The organism is Liquorilactobacillus uvarum DSM 19971 (genome assembly GCF_001434935.1).
GTDB lineage: Bacteria > Bacillota > Bacilli > Lactobacillales > Lactobacillaceae > Liquorilactobacillus > Liquorilactobacillus uvarum.
Genome location: NZ_AZEG01000005.1, coordinates 20128 through 39616, shown reverse-complemented (window position 1 = coordinate 39616; position 19489 = coordinate 20128). Strand labels below are relative to the sequence as shown.

Below are 19489 nucleotides of genomic sequence, written 5' to 3'. Positions count from 1 at the left end.
CAAGTTGAAATAACTGATAATTAAGTATGTTACAAAATCAACAATGTTTTGTTTTTATCTGAAAGGGGTTACAATTTAGATGCAAGCGGTCCCTAAAGTTCTGAGCATGATAGATGCATAATTCTAATTCCTTTTATTATATCAAAGGTTATGTTATCTAGTAAGTAGTTACCGCAGTGAATTTTTGTTGAGGAGGTTTCAAAAATGTCTAAGAAAATTATTGATTTTGAAAAGTTAAAAGAGCAGTGTGATGAATTTGAAACTATTAAGCTACTGTCTGAAGAGGGGGAGATTGTTGATCCTGAATGGCAGCCTGATTTAAGTGATGATGAATTGATAGAGCTTTTTAAACAGATGCTTTGGTCAAGAACGCTTGATACACGTTCGACTAAATTGAATCGACAGGGAAGGTTAGGCTTTTACGCACCAACCGCCGGAGAAGAGGCAAGTCAAATAGCCTCCAACTTTGCAATGGAAAAAGAAGATTTTGTTTTACCGGCTTATCGTGATGTTCCGCAATTAGTGCAGCATGGTTTGCCATTATATAAAGCGTTTCTCTGGTCGCGGGGGCATGTTGAGGGTAATAAATATCCAGCAGACTTCAATGCTTTACCACCACAAATTATTATCGGAGCTCAATATGTTCAGGCGGCGGGAGTAGCACTCGGTTTTAAGCTTAAAGGGCAAAAAAATGTAGCTTACACATATACAGGTGATGGTGGAACTTCTCAAGGTGATTTTTACGAAGGCATTAACTTTGCGGGGGCATTTCAGGCACCTGCAGTCTTTATTATTCAAAATAACGGTTTTGCTATCTCGGTTCCGCGTGAAAAACAGACCGCTGCTAAAACACTGGCACAAAAAGCTGTTGCTGCCGGTATTCCAGGCATTCAAGTTGATGGAATGGATGCATTGGCAGTTTATGAGGTAACAAAAGCTGCACGTGATTTTGCGATAAATGGAAATGGACCTGTCCTGATTGAAACCCTAACTTACCGCTACGGTCCGCATACATTGTCTGGAGATGACCCTAAACGTTATCGGACTAAAGAAACAGATGATTTTTGGCGTGAGAAAGATCCACTTGTCAGAATGAGAAAATTTTTAAATTCAAAGGGCATATGGTCACAGGAAAAAGAAGAAGAATACATTGAGAAAGTTAAAGCTGAAATTAACGAGGCGATTGACAAAGTTGAAAATATGCCGAAACAGAAAATCAGTGAATATCTGAAAAACACCTTCGATGAAGTACCTGCCAATGTTCAAGAGGCAGTTAAGTATTACGAAGCAAAGGAGGTCAAATAGTTATGGCTAAAAAAACAATGATCAAGGCTATCACGGAAGCACTAGATGAAGAACTGGCACGTGATGAAAAGGTCTTAGTTTTTGGTGAAGATGTTGGTAAAAACGGCGGGGTCTTCCGTGCAACAGAGGGACTGCATGATAAATATGGAAATGAACGTGTTTTCGATACACCCTTAGCTGAATCTGGGATCGGCGGTTTGGCTGCAGGACTTGCACTGCAAGGATTCCGAGTTGTTCCCGAAATTCAGTTCTTTGGTTTTGTCTATGAAGCAATGGATGAAATAGCAGGCCATATTTCACGAATGCATTTTCGTTTGGGCGGTACGCGAAAAATGCCGGTTACAATCCGGGCACCTTTCGGTGGTGGGGTGCACACTCCAGAATTGCACGCTGATAGTTTGGAAGGACTCGTTGCGCAAATGCCTGGTTTACGTGTTGTCATTCCTAGTAATCCGTATGATGCGAAAGGTTTGTTGATCTCTGCGATTCGTTCAAATGATCCGGTTGTTTTTCTGGAACATATGAAGTTGTATCGTTCTTTCAAAGAAGAGGTTCCTGAAGAGGCGTATACAGTACCGCTCGATAAAGCAAAAGTTGCATTAGAAGGCACGGATATAAGTATTATTTCCTATGGTGCAATGGTTCGTGAGAGCTTGAAAGCCGCGCAAGAACTTGCCAAGCAAGGTATAAAAGCTGAGGTTGTCGATCTGCGAACAGTTTCTCCAATAGATGAAGAAGCAATTTTGGATTCTGTTAAGAAGACCGGGCGGGTTGTTATAGTTCAAGAAGCTCAGAAACAAGCTGGCGTGGGTGCACAGGTTGCTGCATTGATTGCAGAAAAGGGGATTCTCTATCTTGAAGCTCCTATTGGCCGAATTGCTGCACCGAATACACCATATCCTTTCAGCGAAGCCGAGAGCGATTGGCTGCCAAACAAACAGGACATTGTCGATAAAGTAAAAGAAAACATGAATTTCTAGGAGGCAAAAAAATGAGCGTATACCAATTCAAGTTGCCTGACATTGGTGAAGGAATTTCTGAAGGGACTGTTGCCCAATGGTATGTTAAACCAGGTGATGTCTTAAAAGAAGATGATGATTTATTAGAGATTGAAAATGATAAATCAGTTGAAGAGATACCTTCGCCAGTTTCAGGCACGATTAAGAAGATCTTAGTCGAGGAAGGCGAAACAGCAGAGGTTGGACAAGGACTCGTTGAATTTGAAATAGAGGGAGATCTTCCCGCTGGAGCGCAAGAAAAGGGTTCCGAACCAGCAGAGGAAGAGAAGGCTCCAGAATCTGTCGAGCAGACACCTGCTGCTCCGGCCTCTAAGACCGCGCCAAAACGAGCAGCGGAAACGAATATTGAAAAAAATTTCCAAGAAGAAGAGCCAGTTTCTGAACAAGCAGACCGCAGTTTACCTGTTTTAGCCATGCCGGCTGTCAGAGTTTATGCTCGGCAGCAGAGTGTCGATTTAAAACAGGTTAACGGGACCGGCAAACATGGTCATGTCACACGTGAAGATGTTGATGCTTTTCTTAAAAATGGACCAGCAGTCACACCCGAGCCAGCGAAGCAGGAAACTGAAAAGACCGTATCAGTGTCTGTTGCAGGTGACTGGCCGGAAACAAGGGAAAAAATGTCTGGTATCCGTAAGGCAACGGCCAAAGCAATGGTTCGCAGTAAGAGCGAGATACCGCATGTGACAGTGTTTGATGACGTGGTGGTAGATAAACTATGGGCACATCGTAAAAAATATAAAGAAATGGCTGCAAACAGGAATGCTCGCTTAACTTTCTTGGCCTATATCGTGAAAGCATTGGCAGTTATTTTGCGTGAATACCCTATCTTTAATTCCAGAGTCGATATGGAAAAACAAGAAATTGTTTATCGTAATTACATCAATATCGGTGTCGCAACGGACACCGATCGCGGGTTACTTGTTCCAAATATTAAACATGCGGATGAAAAGAGCCTTTTTTCTATCGCACGTCAGATAAGTGAAAATACTCAAAAAGCCAAAGACAGCAAATTGCGTGGAAATGACATGCAACACAGTAGCATGTCCATAACAAATATTGGTTCAATTGGTGGTGGCTTTTTTACACCTGTCATTAATTGGCCTGAAGTTGCGATACTAGGAGTCGGCAGAATCAAAAAGGAACCTATCATAGTGGACGATGAAGTAAAAGCAGCATATGTTATGAAATTATCCTTATCTTTTGATCACCGTGTAATTGATGGGGCAACTGCTCAAAGAGCCCTCAATCGACTAAATGAATTATTGAGCGATCCAGAACTTTTATTAATGGAAGGATGACGACAATATGGTAGTGGGAGATTTTGAGATTGAGTTAGACACGGTTGTTGTTGGAGCAGGGCCTGGTGGTTATGTGGCGGCGATCAGAGCTGCCGAAAAGGGACAGAAAGTAACTGTTATTGAACGCGAGTTTATTGGCGGTGTTTGTTTGAATGTCGGTTGTATTCCATCCAAAGCTTTAATCGAGGCAGCACACCGTTATCAAGCAGCAATGAGTTCACAAGATATGGGTTTGCGGGTTACTGCGGCGACTTTGGACTTTAAACAGACGCAAAGGTGGAAGAAAGAAGGGGTCGTTGATAAACTAACAGGCGGTGTAGCCAGTTTATTTAAAAAGCATCATATAGATGTAATATGGGGCAGTGCATTTTTAAAGGATGAGCATAGCTTGCGTGTTATTAATAACGATCAAGCACAGACATACACTTTCAATAACTTGATTGTTGCAACAGGAAGTCATCCGATAGAGATTCCTAATTTTAAATTTCAAGGACGAGTTCTGGATTCAACGGGTGCATTAGCGCTAGAAGAGGTTCCTAAAGAACTAATTGTCGTTGGAGGTGGTTATATTGGATGCGAGTTGGCATCTGCATACGCTAACTTAGGCGCACATGTCTCAATTTTGGAAGGCACCGACGGAATATTGGCAAATTATGAGCGTGACCTTGTTTCAGTCGTTGAGCATCATTTTAGTTCACAGCACGTTGATATTTATACAAAAGCAATGGCTAAAAACACAGAGCAAGATGATGATGGAGTAACTGTAACATTTGAGATCGATGGGGAAGAAAAAAAATTGCATGCGGATTATTGTGTGGTTTGTGTTGGACGACGTGCCAATACATCTGACATGGGCTTGGAACATTTAGGAATACAGATCGATAAGCGTGGTTTGATTGATGTGGATGCTCAGGGTCGAACGAGTGTTTCTAATATTTTTGCGGTTGGAGACGTTGTTGTTGGGGCTGCGCTTGCACATAAGGCCAGTTACGAGGGCAAAATAGCCGCAGAAGCTATTTCTGGTTCGAAGGGAACTGTTGATTATCATGCAATGCCAGCTGTCTGTTATACAGATAGCGAAATCGCGACAACAGGTCTGACTGTGAAGGAAGCAAAGGAACAGGGACTGGATGTTAAAAAAGCACAATTTCCCTTTGCAGCAAATGGACGTGCAATTTCGATGAACAGTACGGATGGTTTTGTCCGAATTGTCTTTGAGAAGCAGAGCCAAGCTCTTGTCGGTGCACAAATTGTTGGGCCCAATGCTAGTGATATGATTACAGAACTAACTTTGGCAATTGAAAGCGGAGCAACGGTTGAAGATATTGCTTTGACGATTCATCCGCATCCGAGTGTTAGTGAAGCTATCATGGATGTAGCTGATTTGGGTTTGGGATTACCAATTAATATCTGACAAGGAAGTGTAAACGATATGCAGTATGTAGCAATGCCAACATTTGATATCAGAAGGAATCTAGCAACTGAACAGTATCTAATGAATAACGATAAACTGACTTTACCGTTAATGTTATTCTATATCGAGAAACCATGTGTAATTGTGGGGCGCAATCAAAATACGTTGGAAGAAGTCAATCAAAAATACTGCCGAGAAAAAGAGGTGACGGTCACTCGGCGTTTGTCTGGTGGTGGCGCAATGTATCAGGATTTGGGCAATCTTTGTTTTAGTTTTATCGTTGATGCGGATAGCCGCCAATTTGGGGATTTTAAAACAATGGTCGCACCGATTGTTGATGCTCTTCACAAGATGGGCGTCACTGGGGCTGAGGTTACAGGACGAAATGATATTGTTGTTGATGGGAAAAAGTTTTCTGGAAATGCGATGTATACACGTGGAGGAAAAACATTTTCGCATGGAACATTGATGTTAGATGTAGATACAGATGAAGTTACCAAGACATTAAACGTTCCATTAGACAAAATAAAATCAAAGGGCATTAAATCTGTTCGCAGCCGTGTAACGAACTTGCGACCTTATTTATCACCTGAATTTAAAAATATTACTACAGAAGAGTTTCGCGATTTACTGATAAAAAATGTTCTGGGTGTTAACGATATCAGCCAAATTGGTCATTATGAATACAAGCTGACTAAGGATGACGAGGAGCAGATTGCCAAAATTGAAGAAAAACTTTACAGTAATTGGGATTGGGTCTATGGCCAGTCCCCAGAATTTACTGTTAAAAAAAGACAGCATTTTACGAATGGAACAATTGATGCTCGCATTTTAGTTGAAAAGGGCAAAATCAAAAATATTACTTTTTTCGGTGATTTTTTTGGGACTAATGTTGTTTCAGAGCTGAGTAAAGTACTAGCAGGATGTATGTTTGAAAAAGATGAGATAGAAAAAGCTTTAGAAGATGTTGATCTTAATCAGTATTTTCAAGGGATTCCTAGGCAGAGTGTTATTGAACTGTTAACGATTTAAACATTTTATAAATTAAAAAGGCTGGAAGTAAGAAAAGTTCCAGCCTTTTTGTTTTCATAAGAAAGTTTTTGAGTGAAAGGAAGTGATGAAATGGAATGGCGATTAGGATGGTACCATAGCTGTGATGACTACCGAGCTTTGCCTTTTACGTTTACAGAACTAACAGAAGTTATTCAAGCTGTGGTCAATATCAGTGGGAGGGGTGTTCGACTCAGTTTATCCAACTTATATGGCAAGACAAAGCTGGTGTTTCAAAAGGTGGAGCTTTCTTTAGATGAAAAGTTTCACGTGAAACAAACTGTAACTTTTAACGGAATGACCCAAGCAGAGGTTGAGAAGGGGACCGCAGTCATGAGCGATCCAGTTTGGTTAAAGATAGAGGCTGGTGTGAAGCTTTATGTAAAAATCAGCAGTCGTGACAAGCAAATATATTCTGATTTTTGCTGTACCTATGATACAACAGTAACTAACGCAGCCTTTGTGCGCAATTATGAGGGAATACCTCATCTTCAACATTCAATGAATGCACGAAGAGGATGGTTCTGTTTAAATGAGATCAATGTTTTAACAGACAGCAAACCTAAGCTTATAAATATGACAGGTGATTCATTAGTCGAAATGGGACAGATTTCAGCTAGTGTGGCTGAAACGCTATATCATGCTTATCCTGAAAAAGTGGTTGTCGTGAACACAGGAGCTTCCGGTGGAAGACTTTTATATGATGCTCCTAATGATGAACAGCTTTATCAAACCTTTGGTCCAAGCTTAATAAAGAGAGTTTTTACCGAGTCGCAAAAACTGCGACCGGCATTGACAATTGCACTTATCGGTTCGAATGATTTACTCTTGCCATTACTTAGTAGAGAAGCAGAAGGACAAATAATTACAGTAGTAGAATTTATGCAGGGAATCACACAGCTTAAGAAAATATTAGCCCAACATAATAGTGATCTATTGTTAGGAACCATTTTACCTTTCAGCTTAGGTCATGGTGCAGTTCCACACATTAAAAGGTATGCACAGGCACTAGAAAAACGTATGGAAATCAATCATTGCTTGCAGCAGTTACCTGAAGTATTGGATTGCAGCCACATAGTGGAAGATGGCAAACAGCAATTGAAATCTGCTTATGACTTTGGAGACCATATTCATTTAAATAAACAAGGCGGTCAAAAAATTGCAGCTGCCATTTGTGCCAAGATTAATGTTGAAAATTGATTTAGAATAATGATTTTTTTAAAATAAAGCGGTTACTTTAATTTTGAGAAAGAAAGTGGAATTATGAAATATTTAGCGATGCCGACATTTGATATCAGAACGAATCTGGCAACAGAACAATATTTAATGTCTAAAAAAGATATTGAATTGCCATTAGTGCTATTTTACATCCAAAAACCATGTGTAATTATTGGACGAAATCAAAATACCCTTGAGGAGATTGATCAGCAGTACTGCAGAGATAAAAATATTGTTGTTACACGTCGCTTGTCTGGTGGTGGTGCAATGTATGATGATTTAGGTAACTTGAGTTTCAGTTTTATTGTCAATGCAGATAAACAGCGTTTTGGTGATTTTAAGACAATGGTTGCTCCGATTGTTGGAGCACTGCATAAACTGGGGGTATCAGGAGCTGAGGTTACAGGGCGAAATGATATTGTGGTAGACGGGAAAAAATTTTCGGGCAATGCGATGTACACTAGATCAGGCAGAACATTTTCACATGGAACGTTGATGCTGGATGTGGACATGAACGAAGTGGGCAAGGCTTTGAGCGTTCCAAAGGATAAAATACAGTCAAAGGGGATTAAATCAGTTCGCAGCCGTGTAACAAATTTACGTCCATATCTGGCAGAAAAATATAAAAGAATCACAACAGAAGAATTTCGAGATTTTATAATTCAGAGTATCTTAGGGTCAGTATCAATGAGTGAAGCTCGAAAATATGCTTATGACTTAACAATTGAGGATCAAGCAGAAATCGAACAATTAGAGCAAAAATATTATCGTAATTGGGACTGGGTCTACGGACGGTCACCCAAATTCACTCTCAAAAGAAGGCGGCACTTTGAAAACGGAACGATTGACGCGCGTGTTTTAGTGGAAAATGGCAGAATCGAGACCATACGATTTTTAGGCGACTACTTTGGTGTTAAGGATGTTGCCCATCTAGAAAAGCTTTTAGCTGGGCAGACCTTTGATTCGCAGAAAATTGCAAAAGTATTGGCAGCAATTGATATCAATGATTATTTTCAAGGAATAAACAGCGGCCAGATAGTGCGACTTTTATTTAATTTATGATAACTTATAGTTGCTCAAGCAAAAAATGGAGAATATCAAACATGAATGGGCTTGAGTGGCCTGGCGATTATGTTATACTAATTTACAAAAAATGTGATTTATTTTTATGAAGGTGAAAAAGTGATCGATTTGCACGAAATTCTGGACAGAATGAACCAAAATCAAAAAATTAATTATGATAAAATTCTGCAAAAAATGATAAAAAATTGGCAGCAGCAAGACCTTAGACCCAAAATTTTATTGCACAGCTGCTGCGCTCCTTGTAGCACTTATACATTGGAATATTTAACAAAATATGCTGATGTTACAGTTTACTATGCTAATTCTAATATTCATCCGCGCGACGAATACAAGCGACGTGAATACGTCCAACAAAAGTTCATCACTGATTTTAATAAAAAGACAGGCGGCACCGTTCGGTTTATTGCGGCTCCATATGAACCGCAGCAATATTTTGAGGCAGTTAGAGGGCTTGAAAAAGAACCAGAGGGTGGGCAACGGTGTGAAGCCTGCTTTAATTATCGGTTAGATTTGGTTGCGGCTAAGGCAGTCGAGTTGGGATTCGACTATTTTGGAAGTGCACTGACTATTAGTCCGCACAAAAATTCACAAGTTGTTAATCGGGTAGGGATTGATGTTCAAAACTTTTATACCACTAAGTACTTACCAAGTGATTTTAAGAAGAACAATGGCTATAAACGTTCTGTCGAGATGTGCAAAGAATATGATGTTTACCGGCAGTGTTATTGTGGCTGCATTTTTGCAGCTAAAACACAAGGCGTTGAGTTGCCGCAGATCCGTAAAGAAGCAAGGGCCTTTATGCAAGGAAAAGATGCGGATAAGGAATTTCCTGATATTAGATTTGTCTATCATGACGAAGTGAAAGAATGAGCGTTTAAAATTGGTTAAAAATTCTTACTTTGTAAGATGATACTTAGGAGGATTACATAACATGGACAAAAAAGAATTGGAGCAATATGAGGTTGAAACTATCTTAGCACAGGCAGGAAATCGAAATAATGGGGATTCGCACGGTTCTATTTCAACTCCAATTTACTTGGCATCAAACTATCGCCATAAGGACTTGGAAGACATACGTAATTTTGATGAGCATAAGCAGTACTCTTATTCACGTCTAGAAACACCAACTAGAAAAGTGCTGTCTGAGACACTGGCTACTTTGGAACATGGAACACAAGCGTTTGCCTTAAGTTCAGGGATGGCAGCAATTCAGCTACCTTTCAGCCTTTTTAAAAGTGGGGATCATATAGTAACTTTGGATGACCTATATGGAGGAACATTCCGTTATTTTGATCAGTTGGACGAGCAGTACGGTATCCGTTTCAGTAAATGGAATGGTAAAAAAATCGAGGAATTGCATGACTTGCTTCAACCGGAAACGCGTGCGGTTTGGATTGAAACGCCCTCTAATCCAACTATGAAAGAAGTTGACATTGCGGCTGTTGCAGATATGGTCCATGCGGTTGATCCAAAAATCTTAGTAATGGTTGACAATACTTTTTATACACCCATCTACCAATTGCCTCTGACCCAAGGGGCAAACATCGTTGTGCACAGTGCGACCAAGTATCTCTCGGGTCATAATGATTTGTTAGGTGGAGTGGTAGTTGCACGTGGGGAAAAACTTAGCGAAAAGCTGGCATTTAATTATAAAACAACGGGTGCGACTCTTGCTTCCTTTGACTCGTGGCTGCTGCTGCGGAGTCTTAAGACGCTACCATTAAGAATGCGTGAGCATACAGCAAATGCACAAAAAGTTGTTGCGTATTTAAAACAAGAAGCAAAAGTTGAAAAGGTAATGTATCCTGGCAAGGGCGGGATGATAAGTTTTTATGTGCGGGATGAAAAAATTATTGATAAGATGTTTAAAAGCTTGAAAGTTATCTCATTTGCTGAAAGTTTAGGCGGAGTTGAAAGTTTGTTGACTATCCCATATATTCAAACGCACCGTGACATGGAAGAGTCTGAGAGATTAAGGTTAGGCATTACGCCGACATTGTTACGGTTATCCGTGGGCCTTGAAAATGCTATCGATCTTGTCTCTGACCTTAAGCAGGCTTTAGCATAACCTTTTTTCAATAAGTTATTGACAACGGCAAATTCAGCATGTAACATTAAAAATATATTAGAAAATTAAAAATGCTTAATTTAAAAGGAGCATAAATCTATGCTAAGCCAAGACGTAAAATACAAACAAGTCATGTGTATGGTTTCATGTTGCACAATGTGCAATGTGTGTTTTGGTGTACTTAAAAATGTAGATTCGTGTGGCAGTTTAATTTGAAGAGTATCTTAAAAATGTTATTGGCAGGACACACAATTTTAAGATCTTTGATAAAGCACCGACGATCTGCATAGATCATTGGTGCTTTTTGTTTGCAGATTATAAATTACCGGAAGGAGAACGTGTATGACAATTAAAGTTTATGCAATCGGCGGAGGCCAGATGGTTGAGGCAATATTGCGGGCAGCGTTGAGGAACAAAGTTATAGAACCATCTGCAACTACAGTGACAGATATTTCAGAACAAAGAGTCAGTTTTCTGCATGAAAATTATGGAATTGATGCACAAACGATAATTGATGAAAAAAAGCTGTCTGCAGCTGAAATTATTCTGCTAGGTGTTCGGCCTCAAGATGATTGGAAAGCATTAACAGCACAAATCGGAGCTACTGAAACAGCAGCACAAGTCATTTCAATCATTGCAGGCGTAACACTCGCTCAACTACAAGCAGCAAGTAACAAAAAATTAGCGTTTACACGTATCATTCCTAATACTTTGACGGACACAGGTTATGGATATTCCGGAGCTGCGCTTGGAGAAGGAGCTGAACGCGAACTGGTAACACCGTTTTTGGAAAGCTTCGGCAAGGTTGATTTTATTCCAGAAGAACAGATTGATATTTATACAGGTTATGCAGTTTGCGGTCCTAATTATGTTTATAATTTCTATATTGCTCTTACTAATGCAGGTGTACTTAGCGGACTTTCGCGTAAACAGGCAAACGCGATTGCACTTGAAAATTTGAAAGGAGCGGCTAAGTTTCTAGAAATGACAGGCAAACATGCTTATGAGTTATTAGATGTTAATAATTCTGCTGGCGGAGTTGGTATTACAGCACAGCATGAAATTGATGCAAGTGACTTTGCGGCTGGAGTCCAGAATGCAGTATTAGCAGCCGTAAAAAGGACAACTCAATTAGGAAAGAAGGGTTAGGATGGCAAAACTTAACTGGGATCACACAATGATCAATATCACAGATCTAAATGCGGCAATTAAAGTCCTTAAAGAAAAGGGAATTATATTTGAACCGGGAGGGGAACACAAACGTTGGGGAACCGGCAATGCACTTGGATATTTTGGCTTAAACTATATTGAACTGATTACTGTTTCAAATGAGAAAAGTGCGCGTAAGGTCAAACGCACAGATGGGTCAGCCGTGTATGATGCTATTCAGGATTATTTTTTGGGAGTTCAACGTCTTAATACAATCGCTATTCGTTCAGATAATATCGAAGAAACACATCAGCGCTTGAAAGAAGAGAATGTCTTGGTCGGTGATATTGAAGAAGGCCAACGCTTAGATCCACGTGGCAAGTTGATTAGTTGGAAAATATTTTTTGTCAATGATTATCTTGCACCAGGGCTTCCTTACCCCTTTTTTATTCAGTGGGCCGGAAATGATGAAAGTCGTTTCAAAAAATTGACTAAACAAGGATTGATTGTTGAGCATCAAGCAGGTGATTTGAAGGTTGTCACAGCAAATTTTGAGGTTGCTGAGCCACAAGATGTAGCTGCAAAATGGGGTAAATTATTGCAGCAACCTGTAAAGACAACAAAAAATGGAACGTTATTGATAGAGCTTAATGATCGACAGTTGAAGTTTACGCAAGGATCGCAAAATCACTTAGTCAGTTTGGATTTTGCGGGTGCTAACAAGACACTACAAAATCAAATAGTCAAAATAGACAAAGTTTTGTTTAACTTTTAAAAAGGATGGATAGATTCAAAAAATACTTATGTAGAGTTTTTGCTCTGGAGATAACGACGAGTGGTGTTTTGCTACAAAGATAGAACATGCAGAGGTTATTTCCCGGGTTATTACGAGTCCAAAAGATCCTATGATGACACTGATTCGGGTTTGTATAGATCAAACGTTCAATTCTTTAACCACTAATTTTGGGGTCGAGTTGAAGATGATAAGCGTTCTTGGCAATTAAAACGTTTGTTTATAGGTAATCCTTGGGTCGCAGAGCAAATTGATACAATTAAAAAGATGGCGATAAACTAGCAAGCGCAGATTGGAGGCTTCTATAGTAGTTTTCACTATGTATCACTTCCGGCTACTGTGGACAAACAAGATCGTGCATGCAAATAATGAATGGGTGATAGCAATATCATACAATAAAAAGCTTTTTGTAAAGAGGAGAATAAATGATAGAGATAGCAAATCTAAAAGAACTTCAGACATTTTTGGTAGAAATTTACCGACACTTGCATCAACACCCGGAATTGTCAGATCATGAGTTCGAAACCAGTGCTTTTATTCGGTCAAAGTTAACGGAATGGGGTGTACCGCTTAAGAAAACCGACCTTAAGACGGGTGTCATTGCAGAACTTGATTCAGGTCAAAGTGGGCCAACTGTTGCTTTACGTGCGGATATCGATGCATTACCGATTCAGGAAACAACAAATTTAGCATTTTCATCTAAGAATACAGGAGTTATGCATGCTTGTGGCCATGATATACATATGACAGCTCTTTTAGGTGCGGTCTACATATTGACGCATCAGTCAATTGACTTTAAAGGGAAGATACGCTTTATTTTCCAACCGGCGGAAGAAGCAAATGAAGGCGCACTTCAAGTGATCAATGCTGGACATGCTCAGGGAGTAAATGCCATTTTAGGATTGCATGTCAAACCGGGTAAACCAGTTGGAAACATTGGACTTCGTGCCGGTTATACAGCTGGGTCAATCGATAAGTTCAAAGTTTCAATTAGCGGAATTGAGACACATGCTGCACATCCAGATCAAGGAAGTGATGTGATTGTGGCTTTGACAGGCATAGTAACAGCATTGCAAACAATTGTTAGTCGTAATGTTGAACCAACTTCTAGCGCTGTTTTGAGTGTGACAGAAATACATGCAGGAACGGCCTGGAATATTCTTCCCAAGACAGCTGTGTTTTCTGGAACTGTGCGAGTACTTGAAAAAAAAGAACGAGAACTTATTCGTAGCCGTTTCCAAGAAATTGTTTCCCAGTTTAGTTCGGCATACCGGACAAAAGCTGAAACTGATTGGTATGTCGGTGATCCTGCTGTTTATAACGATCCTAAGTTGACGAAAATTGTAAAAAATGAAACTAGCAAGTTTGCAGAAGTTTTTGAGAGCCGTGCCGAACTTGGAAGTGATGATTTTTCCTGTTACCAAGAACGGTTACCAGGGGTCTACGCGCATCTAGGTGTTGGCGAGACAGGCGAAATTCATCATTCCGATTTTGCTCCGGATGAGAATGCAATTTTAACTGGGGTATCGTATTACGTTAACAATACTCTTCGACTGCTTGGCGAATTGAAATGATGTGAAAAATACAATTATTGAAATAGAATAAAGATCCTGCTGTGACTTATTTATGCCATGGCAGGATCTTTGAGTATCATCGAAAAATTTTCAAAGAAAATATAGAGGTATTTCTATTTCTTCTGAGGATGTTTTAGATAAACATAAAAAAGAAATTCTGTTATTCCTAAAAGTAAAACAGTGAACCAAATAGCAAGGCGAGTCCCGTTAATAAAAGATGCTGGGAAATCTGCAATTACAATCATTACTGTAACAGATACAGCTGCTGCAACTTGCCTGAAGGCGTTGTTTAGAGCAGTGGCGTGACTGATGTGTGGCATAGGGACATCTTTGAAAGCCTCAGACATCGCTGGTGAAAAGACTAGTGCATTGCCAATCATACGCAGCATATACGCACAAGTTATGAGCCAGATGGGTGTTTGAGTATTAATCGTTATAAACGGAATTGTCGCAATCAACATAAGGGCAACACCAACGCTGATTAGGACTTTGGGACCGTGCGTGTCATAATAGCGTCCCGCCAAAGCTGCAAAAAGCGCATTTGCAATTGCACCTGGAAGTAAGATTAAACCTGCATGCATGCTGCTTAATCCTTCAACATTTTCAACAAAAATTGGTATGATTTGCTCAGTACCTATGAGGACCATGAATGCAAGCATTCCGATGAAAGTCAATATTCTAAATGAACGGAGTTTAAGCAGTTCAATGCGAAGCATAGGTTCAGGAAGTTTGAATTGTCGTCGCGCAAAAATTGCTAAAATTCCACCTCCGACAATTAACATTCCCATGCCATACCATAAATTTTGCTGAAAAACAGTCAAACTGGCTAGAGCTAAACTTGAACCAATGAGCGAAAGAAAGACAGAAGGCAGGTCGATTTTGACTGCACGTTTTTGTGAATAATTTGGGAAAACAAAATATGCGATAATCAATATTAGTACACTAAAAGGTAAAAGTAGAGTAAATAAATAATGCCAATTGAAGTAATTAAGGATAACACCAGCAACTGTTGGTCCAAGTGCAGGCCCCGAAGCGATTACCAAGCCTGACATTCCCAGTACAGTGCCGCGTTTTGCGGCGGGATAAATCGTAACCATGGTTGTCATTTGAAAGGACAGCAAAATCCCGCCTGCACATGCTTGTAGTAATCGAGCTGCTAGGAGCATCCAAAAACTGACTGCAAAACTTCCTAATAAACTTCCCATTATAAAGACAACGGTTGTTGTCAGAAATACTTGGCGATTAGTGTACTTGTCATACAGATTGGATGATAAGGGTGTGACTATTCCTATAATCAGCATATAACCAGCAGTAAGCCATTGGGCACTAGTTAATGAAACATGCAACGTATGCTGGATAACAGGCAAGGCTGTGACCATCATTGTTTGGCTAGCCAAATTGAAAAAGGTTGAGACTAGAACAAGCGTTGTAACGATAGTTCTTTTATGAGTGCTTATTTCTGAAGACATAATCAGTTCCTTTCTCAATATAGGTAGAAATAAATTATTATTAGTGCGTAATTCATGTTATCTGTATTTTGATGTAAATTCAAGCATAGTATTTTAGGATAATATTTTAAAAAGCAATAATTCGGTTACTAATTAAATTTTCTCGATATACATAGTTAATATACGTGTATAGATTGACTTCCACAGCCGATTTTTTTACAACTACATACGTATATAAACGAAGCAGCAAAAGGGTTTTGACGCCTTAAACCAAGTAAAACATTCAAAAGTGCGATTGCGATTTTGTTCGGAAAAGGCTATACTGTAGGATAAGTTTGATGGAGTTAAAAATAAAAAATGAGGTGGCACCCATGAAAGCTATTTTAACAACAATTGGTAAAGATCAAGTCGGAATCATTGCAGGAGTGAGCCATTTTCTTGCGGAAAAAGAAATTAATATTTCAGATGTGTCGCAAACAATCATGAATGGATACTTCACGATGATGATGATGGTCGAAATTCAGAATAATAAAACAGATTTTGCTGTTTTATCTCAACAGTTGGATGAACTTGGCAAGCAACTGGGAGTTGAAATAAAAATCAGACGTGAAGAAATTTACGATGCGATGCATCAACTGTAGGAGGAAATAAATGGAGACAGAGAAAATCAAAGAAACAATCCATATGATTTCCGATGAAAATCTGGATGTTCGTACGATTACGATGGGGATATCCTTACTGGATTGTATTGATAGCGATAGTGATGTCGCATGTGAACGTATTTATCAAAAAATAACGACAAAAGCAAAACACTTGGTAGAGGTAGGTCATCAAATTGAGGTAGAATATGGAATTCCTATTATCAATAAGAGGATTTCAGTGACACCGATCTCAATTATTGCTGCGGCCTCAAATGATAAAGATTATTTCAAATATGCGCAGACTTTAGACAAAGCGGCCAAAGTTTTGGGAGTTAATTTCATTGGTGGGTTCTCAGCCTTAGTTCAAAAGGGTTACCAAACTGGGGATTTGAAGTTGATTCGCTCACTGCCCCAAGTTTTGGCAGAAACTGAGCTGGTTTGTGCTTCGGTTAATGTTGGTTCAACTCGAAGCGGAATTAATATGGATGCTGTTGCTGAAATGGGAAAGATAATCAAGCAGTCTTCTGAGCGCTCATTTATGTCTAATACTAAATTGGTGGTTTTCTGTAATGCAGTGGAAGATAATCCATTTATGGCTGGAGCCTTTCATGGTGTAGGTGAACGTGACACGGTGATCAATGTCGGTGTCAGTGGACCTGGTGTTGTTAAACACGCACTTGAAAAAGTTAAGGGAAGTACAATGGATGTTGTTGCTGAAACAATTAAGCAGACAGCATTCAAGGTGACGAGAATGGGTCAACTGGTTGGTACGCTTGCATCTGAACGTTTAGGTGTTCCTTTTGGAATCGTTGATTTATCTTTGGCACCAACACCTGCAGTTGGAGACTCCGTTGCGCAGATTTTGGAAGAGATCGGCCTTGAAAAAGTCGGGACACATGGAACGACGGCAGCCTTGGCATTATTGAACGATGCAGTTAAAAAGGGCGGCATTATGGCTTGCAGTCATGTTGGAGGACTCTCAGGTGCTTTTATTCCAGTTTCTGAAGATGCCGGAATGATTGATGGTGTAACCAGCGGATCATTAAACATTGAGAAACTTGAAGCAATGACAGCCGTTTGCTCCGTGGGGTTAGATATGATTGCAATTCCAGGTAAAACACCAGCGGAAACAATTTCAGCGATGATTGCTGATGAAGCGGCAATCGGAATGATCAATAACAAAACTACTGCTGTCAGAGTTCTTCCAATTCCAGGTAAGGATGTTGGTGAAACAGTTGAATTTGGCGGCTTGCTGGGGCGTGCACCGGTAATGGCAGTCAACAATGCTTCATCTGCAGCTATGATTCAGCGCGGCGGACTAATTCCCGCACCTATTCATAGTTTTAAAAATTAGTTTTTCCAACAATTTTTGTAACGCAATGTTTTAATAAATACAAGATGTGGAAACAACGGATGTTTACTTACAAACAAGAGTGAATTGCTGAAAGTGCCTTTTTTTACAGTAAATAAATTAAATATTTTGGGGAAATAACAAGGAGATAGGTCGATATTAGTACTGACCTATCTTTTTATCTGCAAATTTTAATTAAGAATTTGCAGTATTTGGAATGTTTTTTATGTTAAATTATGGCGGTAATAGGCGTTTATTAAAGAAAATGTGAAAGTTTTTATCTGTAACCTTTCAAAAACAGTCAAATATACTTAATTATATGGCTAAAAATGAATTTTTTTGCGTTTTTATGATTGCTTTTTAGTTTATTAGGTGGTAATATATTTTTTGGAGGTAATGTAAGTGCTTGCAGAAGAACGGCAACAAGTTATTTTGTCTATGCTTAAAACAAGCAGCGTTGTTAAGCTTCAAGATATTTGTAAGAAAGTAACGTGTTCTGAATCGTCCGTGCGACGTGATTTGCAATTGTTAGAAGAAAAAGGGCTACTGATTAGAGTTCATGGTGGGGCGAAAGTTAAACATTCGCTTCAACGTGAGCTTGATATGACTGGTAAGTCTTTAAGAAATGTGCAGCAAAAAAGTTCCATTGCTAAGTTTGCAGCTGAGCAGATTCAAGATGAGGATGTTGTTTATCTGGATGCAGGGACTTCGACGCTTGCAATGATTCAATTTTTGCATTCTGGTCAGCATTTAACTGTCGTCACGAACGGAGTAGTACATGCATCAGCTCTGGCGGATCGAAATATTCGCACGATTCTGGTTGGTGGTGAGCTGAAGACCACAACAAAAGCGATTGTTGGAATTGAAACAGTTAACTCATTGCATCATTATCGCTTCAATAAAGCCTTTTTGGGTACGAATGGAGTTCACCCACGTTTTGGCTATACAACCCCTGATCCAGATGAGGCCGCGGTTAAAAAAACTGCACTTGATCAAAGTGAGAAAAATTATATTTTGGCTGATGAGTCCAAAATTGATCAGGTTTCGTTTGTTAAGGTGGCTGAACTTGCAAAAGCAATTATTATTACTAATAGATTACCCAAAACAGTTCTCGATCAATACAGTGATCAAACAACAATTCAGGAGGTTTCAATATGATTTATACGGTAACGGTTAATCCTTCGATCGATTATATCGTCCAGTTAGAGAAGCTCACGTTAGGTGAAGTTAATCGCATGGACTACGATGCCAAATTACCTGGTGGTAAAGGAATCAATGTTTCGCGTATTTTAAAGGAGCTTGGACAAGACAATGTAGCTCTAGGATTTTTAGGCGGTTTCACAGGAAAATTTGTTGAAGATGCTCTTAAGGCAAAGAAACTTAAAACCAGTTTTACACATATTGCTGATGATACAAGGATCAACGTTAAAGTTAAGGCTCAGGATGAAACTGAAATAAACGGTAAGGGACCACAGGTAACATCCGAGGAAATCAATGCGTTTAAGAAACAATTTGATAACTTGACGAGTGAAGATGCTGTGATTTTATCAGGAAGCTTGGTTCCTAGCTTGGGGCAGGATTTTTATTTTGATTTGATTAAGTTAGTTCGTTCAAAGGGTGCGCAATTTGTTATTGATACAACGGGTGAAAGCTTAATGAAAACTCTTAAAGAAAACCCGCTGGTCGTTAAACCTAATCACCATGAATTAGCTGAACTATTTGGAGTTAAGTTTAATGGAATTGATGATATTGTCACTTATGGTAAAAAGTTGTTAGGATTAGGCGCACAACATGTTCTTATTTCAATGGCTGGTGATGGCGGGTTGCTGATCACACCTGATGAAGTTTATTACAGCAAAGCTCCTAAGGGGACAGTAATTAATTCTGTTGGAGCAGGCGACTCAATGATCGGTGGATTCGTAGGGACCTTTGCGGCTACTAAAGATCCGGTTGAGAGTTTCCGTTATGGTCTTGCTTGCGGGAGTGCAACGGCATTTTCTGAAGACTTAGCTGATCGTGCTAAGATTGACGAAATTTTACCTGCAATAAAAATTGAAAAATATTCTAAATAGATA

17 protein-coding genes are annotated in these 19489 nt (G+C 39.5%); 16 read left to right on the top strand and 1 reads right to left on the bottom strand.

Going from position 1 to position 19489, the window contains the following annotated elements:
- Nucleotides 1–204: 204 nt before the first annotated feature.
- The 12 genes from pdhA to FD20_RS03610 all read left to right on the top strand — a co-directional run bounded on the left by pdhA (nt 205) and on the right by FD20_RS03610 (nt 13974).
- Nucleotides 205–1305 carry a pyruvate dehydrogenase (acetyl-transferring) E1 component subunit alpha gene (gene pdhA, locus FD20_RS03665; RefSeq protein ID WP_057736238.1) on the top strand — a complete coding sequence of 367 codons (1101 nt, stop codon included), beginning with the start codon at nt 205–207 and terminating at the stop codon, nt 1303–1305.
- A gap of 2 nt (nt 1306–1307) precedes the next feature.
- Nucleotides 1308–2285, top strand: a complete 978-nt coding sequence (locus FD20_RS03660; RefSeq protein ID WP_057736237.1) for an alpha-ketoacid dehydrogenase subunit beta — start codon at nt 1308–1310, stop codon at nt 2283–2285.
- A gap of 11 nt (nt 2286–2296) precedes the next feature.
- Nucleotides 2297–3625, top strand: coding sequence for a dihydrolipoamide acetyltransferase family protein (locus FD20_RS03655; protein WP_057736236.1), 1329 nt, complete (start codon nt 2297–2299; stop codon nt 3623–3625).
- A 7-nt stretch (nt 3626–3632) separates the two neighbouring features.
- The gene (gene lpdA / locus FD20_RS03650; protein ID WP_057736235.1) at nt 3633–5039 is read left to right on the top strand and encodes a dihydrolipoyl dehydrogenase; all 1407 of its coding nucleotides are present in this window, start codon (nt 3633–3635) and stop codon (nt 5037–5039) included.
- Nucleotides 5040–5057: 18 nt separating this feature from the next.
- Nucleotides 5058–6071, top strand: a complete 1014-nt coding sequence (locus FD20_RS03645; RefSeq protein WP_057736234.1) for a lipoate--protein ligase — start codon at nt 5058–5060, stop codon at nt 6069–6071.
- A gap of 90 nt (nt 6072–6161) precedes the next feature.
- Entirely contained in the window at nt 6162–7289 is a 1128-nt protein-coding gene (locus tag FD20_RS03640) for an SGNH/GDSL hydrolase family protein (protein WP_057736233.1), read from the top strand.
- Nucleotides 7290–7352: 63 nt separating this feature from the next.
- Complete coding sequence (locus FD20_RS03635) at nt 7353–8369, top strand: lipoate--protein ligase (RefSeq protein ID WP_057736232.1); 1017 nt, start codon at nt 7353–7355, stop codon at nt 8367–8369.
- Nucleotides 8370–8489: 120 nt separating this feature from the next.
- Complete coding sequence (locus FD20_RS03630; protein WP_057736231.1) at nt 8490–9260, top strand: epoxyqueuosine reductase QueH; 771 nt, start codon at nt 8490–8492, stop codon at nt 9258–9260.
- Nucleotides 9261–9321: 61 nt separating this feature from the next.
- Entirely contained in the window at nt 9322–10458 is a 1137-nt protein-coding gene (locus tag FD20_RS03625) for a trans-sulfuration enzyme family protein (RefSeq protein WP_057736230.1), read from the top strand.
- A 342-nt stretch (nt 10459–10800) separates the two neighbouring features.
- The gene (locus FD20_RS03620; protein ID WP_057736229.1) at nt 10801–11607 is read left to right on the top strand and encodes a pyrroline-5-carboxylate reductase family protein; all 807 of its coding nucleotides are present in this window, start codon (nt 10801–10803) and stop codon (nt 11605–11607) included.
- Between the two features lies 1 nt (nt 11608).
- Nucleotides 11609–12382, top strand: coding sequence for a VOC family protein (locus tag FD20_RS03615; RefSeq protein ID WP_057736228.1), 774 nt, complete (start codon nt 11609–11611; stop codon nt 12380–12382).
- Nucleotides 12383–12825: 443 nt separating this feature from the next.
- Nucleotides 12826–13974: an amidohydrolase gene (locus tag FD20_RS03610; protein WP_057736227.1), complete on the top strand. Its 1149-nt coding sequence runs from the start codon at nt 12826–12828 to the stop codon at nt 13972–13974.
- A gap of 113 nt (nt 13975–14087) precedes the next feature.
- Here FD20_RS03610 and FD20_RS03605 read toward each other — a convergent pair whose 3' ends face one another.
- On the bottom strand, nt 14088–15443 hold the full coding sequence (locus tag FD20_RS03605) for an MFS transporter (RefSeq protein ID WP_057736226.1): 1356 nt from the start codon (nt 15441–15443) through the stop codon (nt 14088–14090).
- 350 nt (nt 15444–15793) lie between these two features.
- Here FD20_RS03605 and FD20_RS03600 point away from each other — a divergent pair, with 350 nt between their 5' ends.
- The 4 genes from FD20_RS03600 (at nt 15794) to pfkB (ending at nt 19486) form a co-directional block, all read left to right on the top strand.
- Entirely contained in the window at nt 15794–16063 is a 270-nt protein-coding gene (locus tag FD20_RS03600) for an ACT domain-containing protein (protein WP_057736225.1), read from the top strand.
- A 10-nt stretch (nt 16064–16073) separates the two neighbouring features.
- A complete protein-coding gene (locus tag FD20_RS03595) occupies nt 16074–17417 on the top strand; it encodes a PFL family protein (RefSeq protein WP_057736224.1) in 1344 nt (447 codons plus the stop codon).
- Between the two features lie 399 nt (nt 17418–17816).
- Complete coding sequence (locus FD20_RS03590) at nt 17817–18572, top strand: DeoR/GlpR family DNA-binding transcription regulator (protein ID WP_057736223.1); 756 nt, start codon at nt 17817–17819, stop codon at nt 18570–18572.
- Nucleotides 18569–19486 carry a 1-phosphofructokinase gene (gene pfkB / locus FD20_RS03585; protein ID WP_057736222.1) on the top strand — a complete coding sequence of 306 codons (918 nt, stop codon included), beginning with the start codon at nt 18569–18571 and terminating at the stop codon, nt 19484–19486. The genes FD20_RS03590 and pfkB overlap by 4 nt, the downstream gene beginning before the upstream one ends.
- Nucleotides 19487–19489: the final 3 nt, after the last annotated feature.

Bases quoted from the DNA above. Each gene is read 5' to 3' on its own strand.
- pfkB (WP_057736222.1), top strand. From the start codon at position 18,569: ATGATTTATACGGTAACGGTTAATCCTTCGATCGATTATATCGTCCAG.
- FD20_RS03655 (WP_057736236.1), top strand. From the start codon at position 2,297: ATGAGCGTATACCAATTCAAGTTGCCTGACATTGGTGAAGGAATTTCT.
- FD20_RS03615 (WP_057736228.1), top strand. From the start codon at position 11,609: ATGGCAAAACTTAACTGGGATCACACAATGATCAATATCACAGATCTA.
- FD20_RS03645 (WP_057736234.1), top strand. From the start codon at position 5,058: ATGCAGTATGTAGCAATGCCAACATTTGATATCAGAAGGAATCTAGCA.
- FD20_RS03605 (WP_057736226.1), bottom strand. From the start codon at position 15,443: ATGTCTTCAGAAATAAGCACTCATAAAAGAACTATCGTTACAACGCTT.
- FD20_RS03635 (WP_057736232.1), top strand. From the start codon at position 7,353: ATGAAATATTTAGCGATGCCGACATTTGATATCAGAACGAATCTGGCA.
- FD20_RS03610 (WP_057736227.1), top strand. From the start codon at position 12,826: ATGATAGAGATAGCAAATCTAAAAGAACTTCAGACATTTTTGGTAGAA.
- FD20_RS03620 (WP_057736229.1), top strand. From the start codon at position 10,801: ATGACAATTAAAGTTTATGCAATCGGCGGAGGCCAGATGGTTGAGGCA.
- FD20_RS03595 (WP_057736224.1), top strand. From the start codon at position 16,074: ATGGAGACAGAGAAAATCAAAGAAACAATCCATATGATTTCCGATGAA.
- FD20_RS03600 (WP_057736225.1), top strand. From the start codon at position 15,794: ATGAAAGCTATTTTAACAACAATTGGTAAAGATCAAGTCGGAATCATT.
- FD20_RS03625 (WP_057736230.1), top strand. From the start codon at position 9,322: ATGGACAAAAAAGAATTGGAGCAATATGAGGTTGAAACTATCTTAGCA.
- FD20_RS03640 (WP_057736233.1), top strand. From the start codon at position 6,162: ATGGAATGGCGATTAGGATGGTACCATAGCTGTGATGACTACCGAGCT.
- lpdA (WP_057736235.1), top strand. From the start codon at position 3,633: ATGGTAGTGGGAGATTTTGAGATTGAGTTAGACACGGTTGTTGTTGGA.
- pdhA (WP_057736238.1), top strand. From the start codon at position 205: ATGTCTAAGAAAATTATTGATTTTGAAAAGTTAAAAGAGCAGTGTGAT.
- FD20_RS03660 (WP_057736237.1), top strand. From the start codon at position 1,308: ATGGCTAAAAAAACAATGATCAAGGCTATCACGGAAGCACTAGATGAA.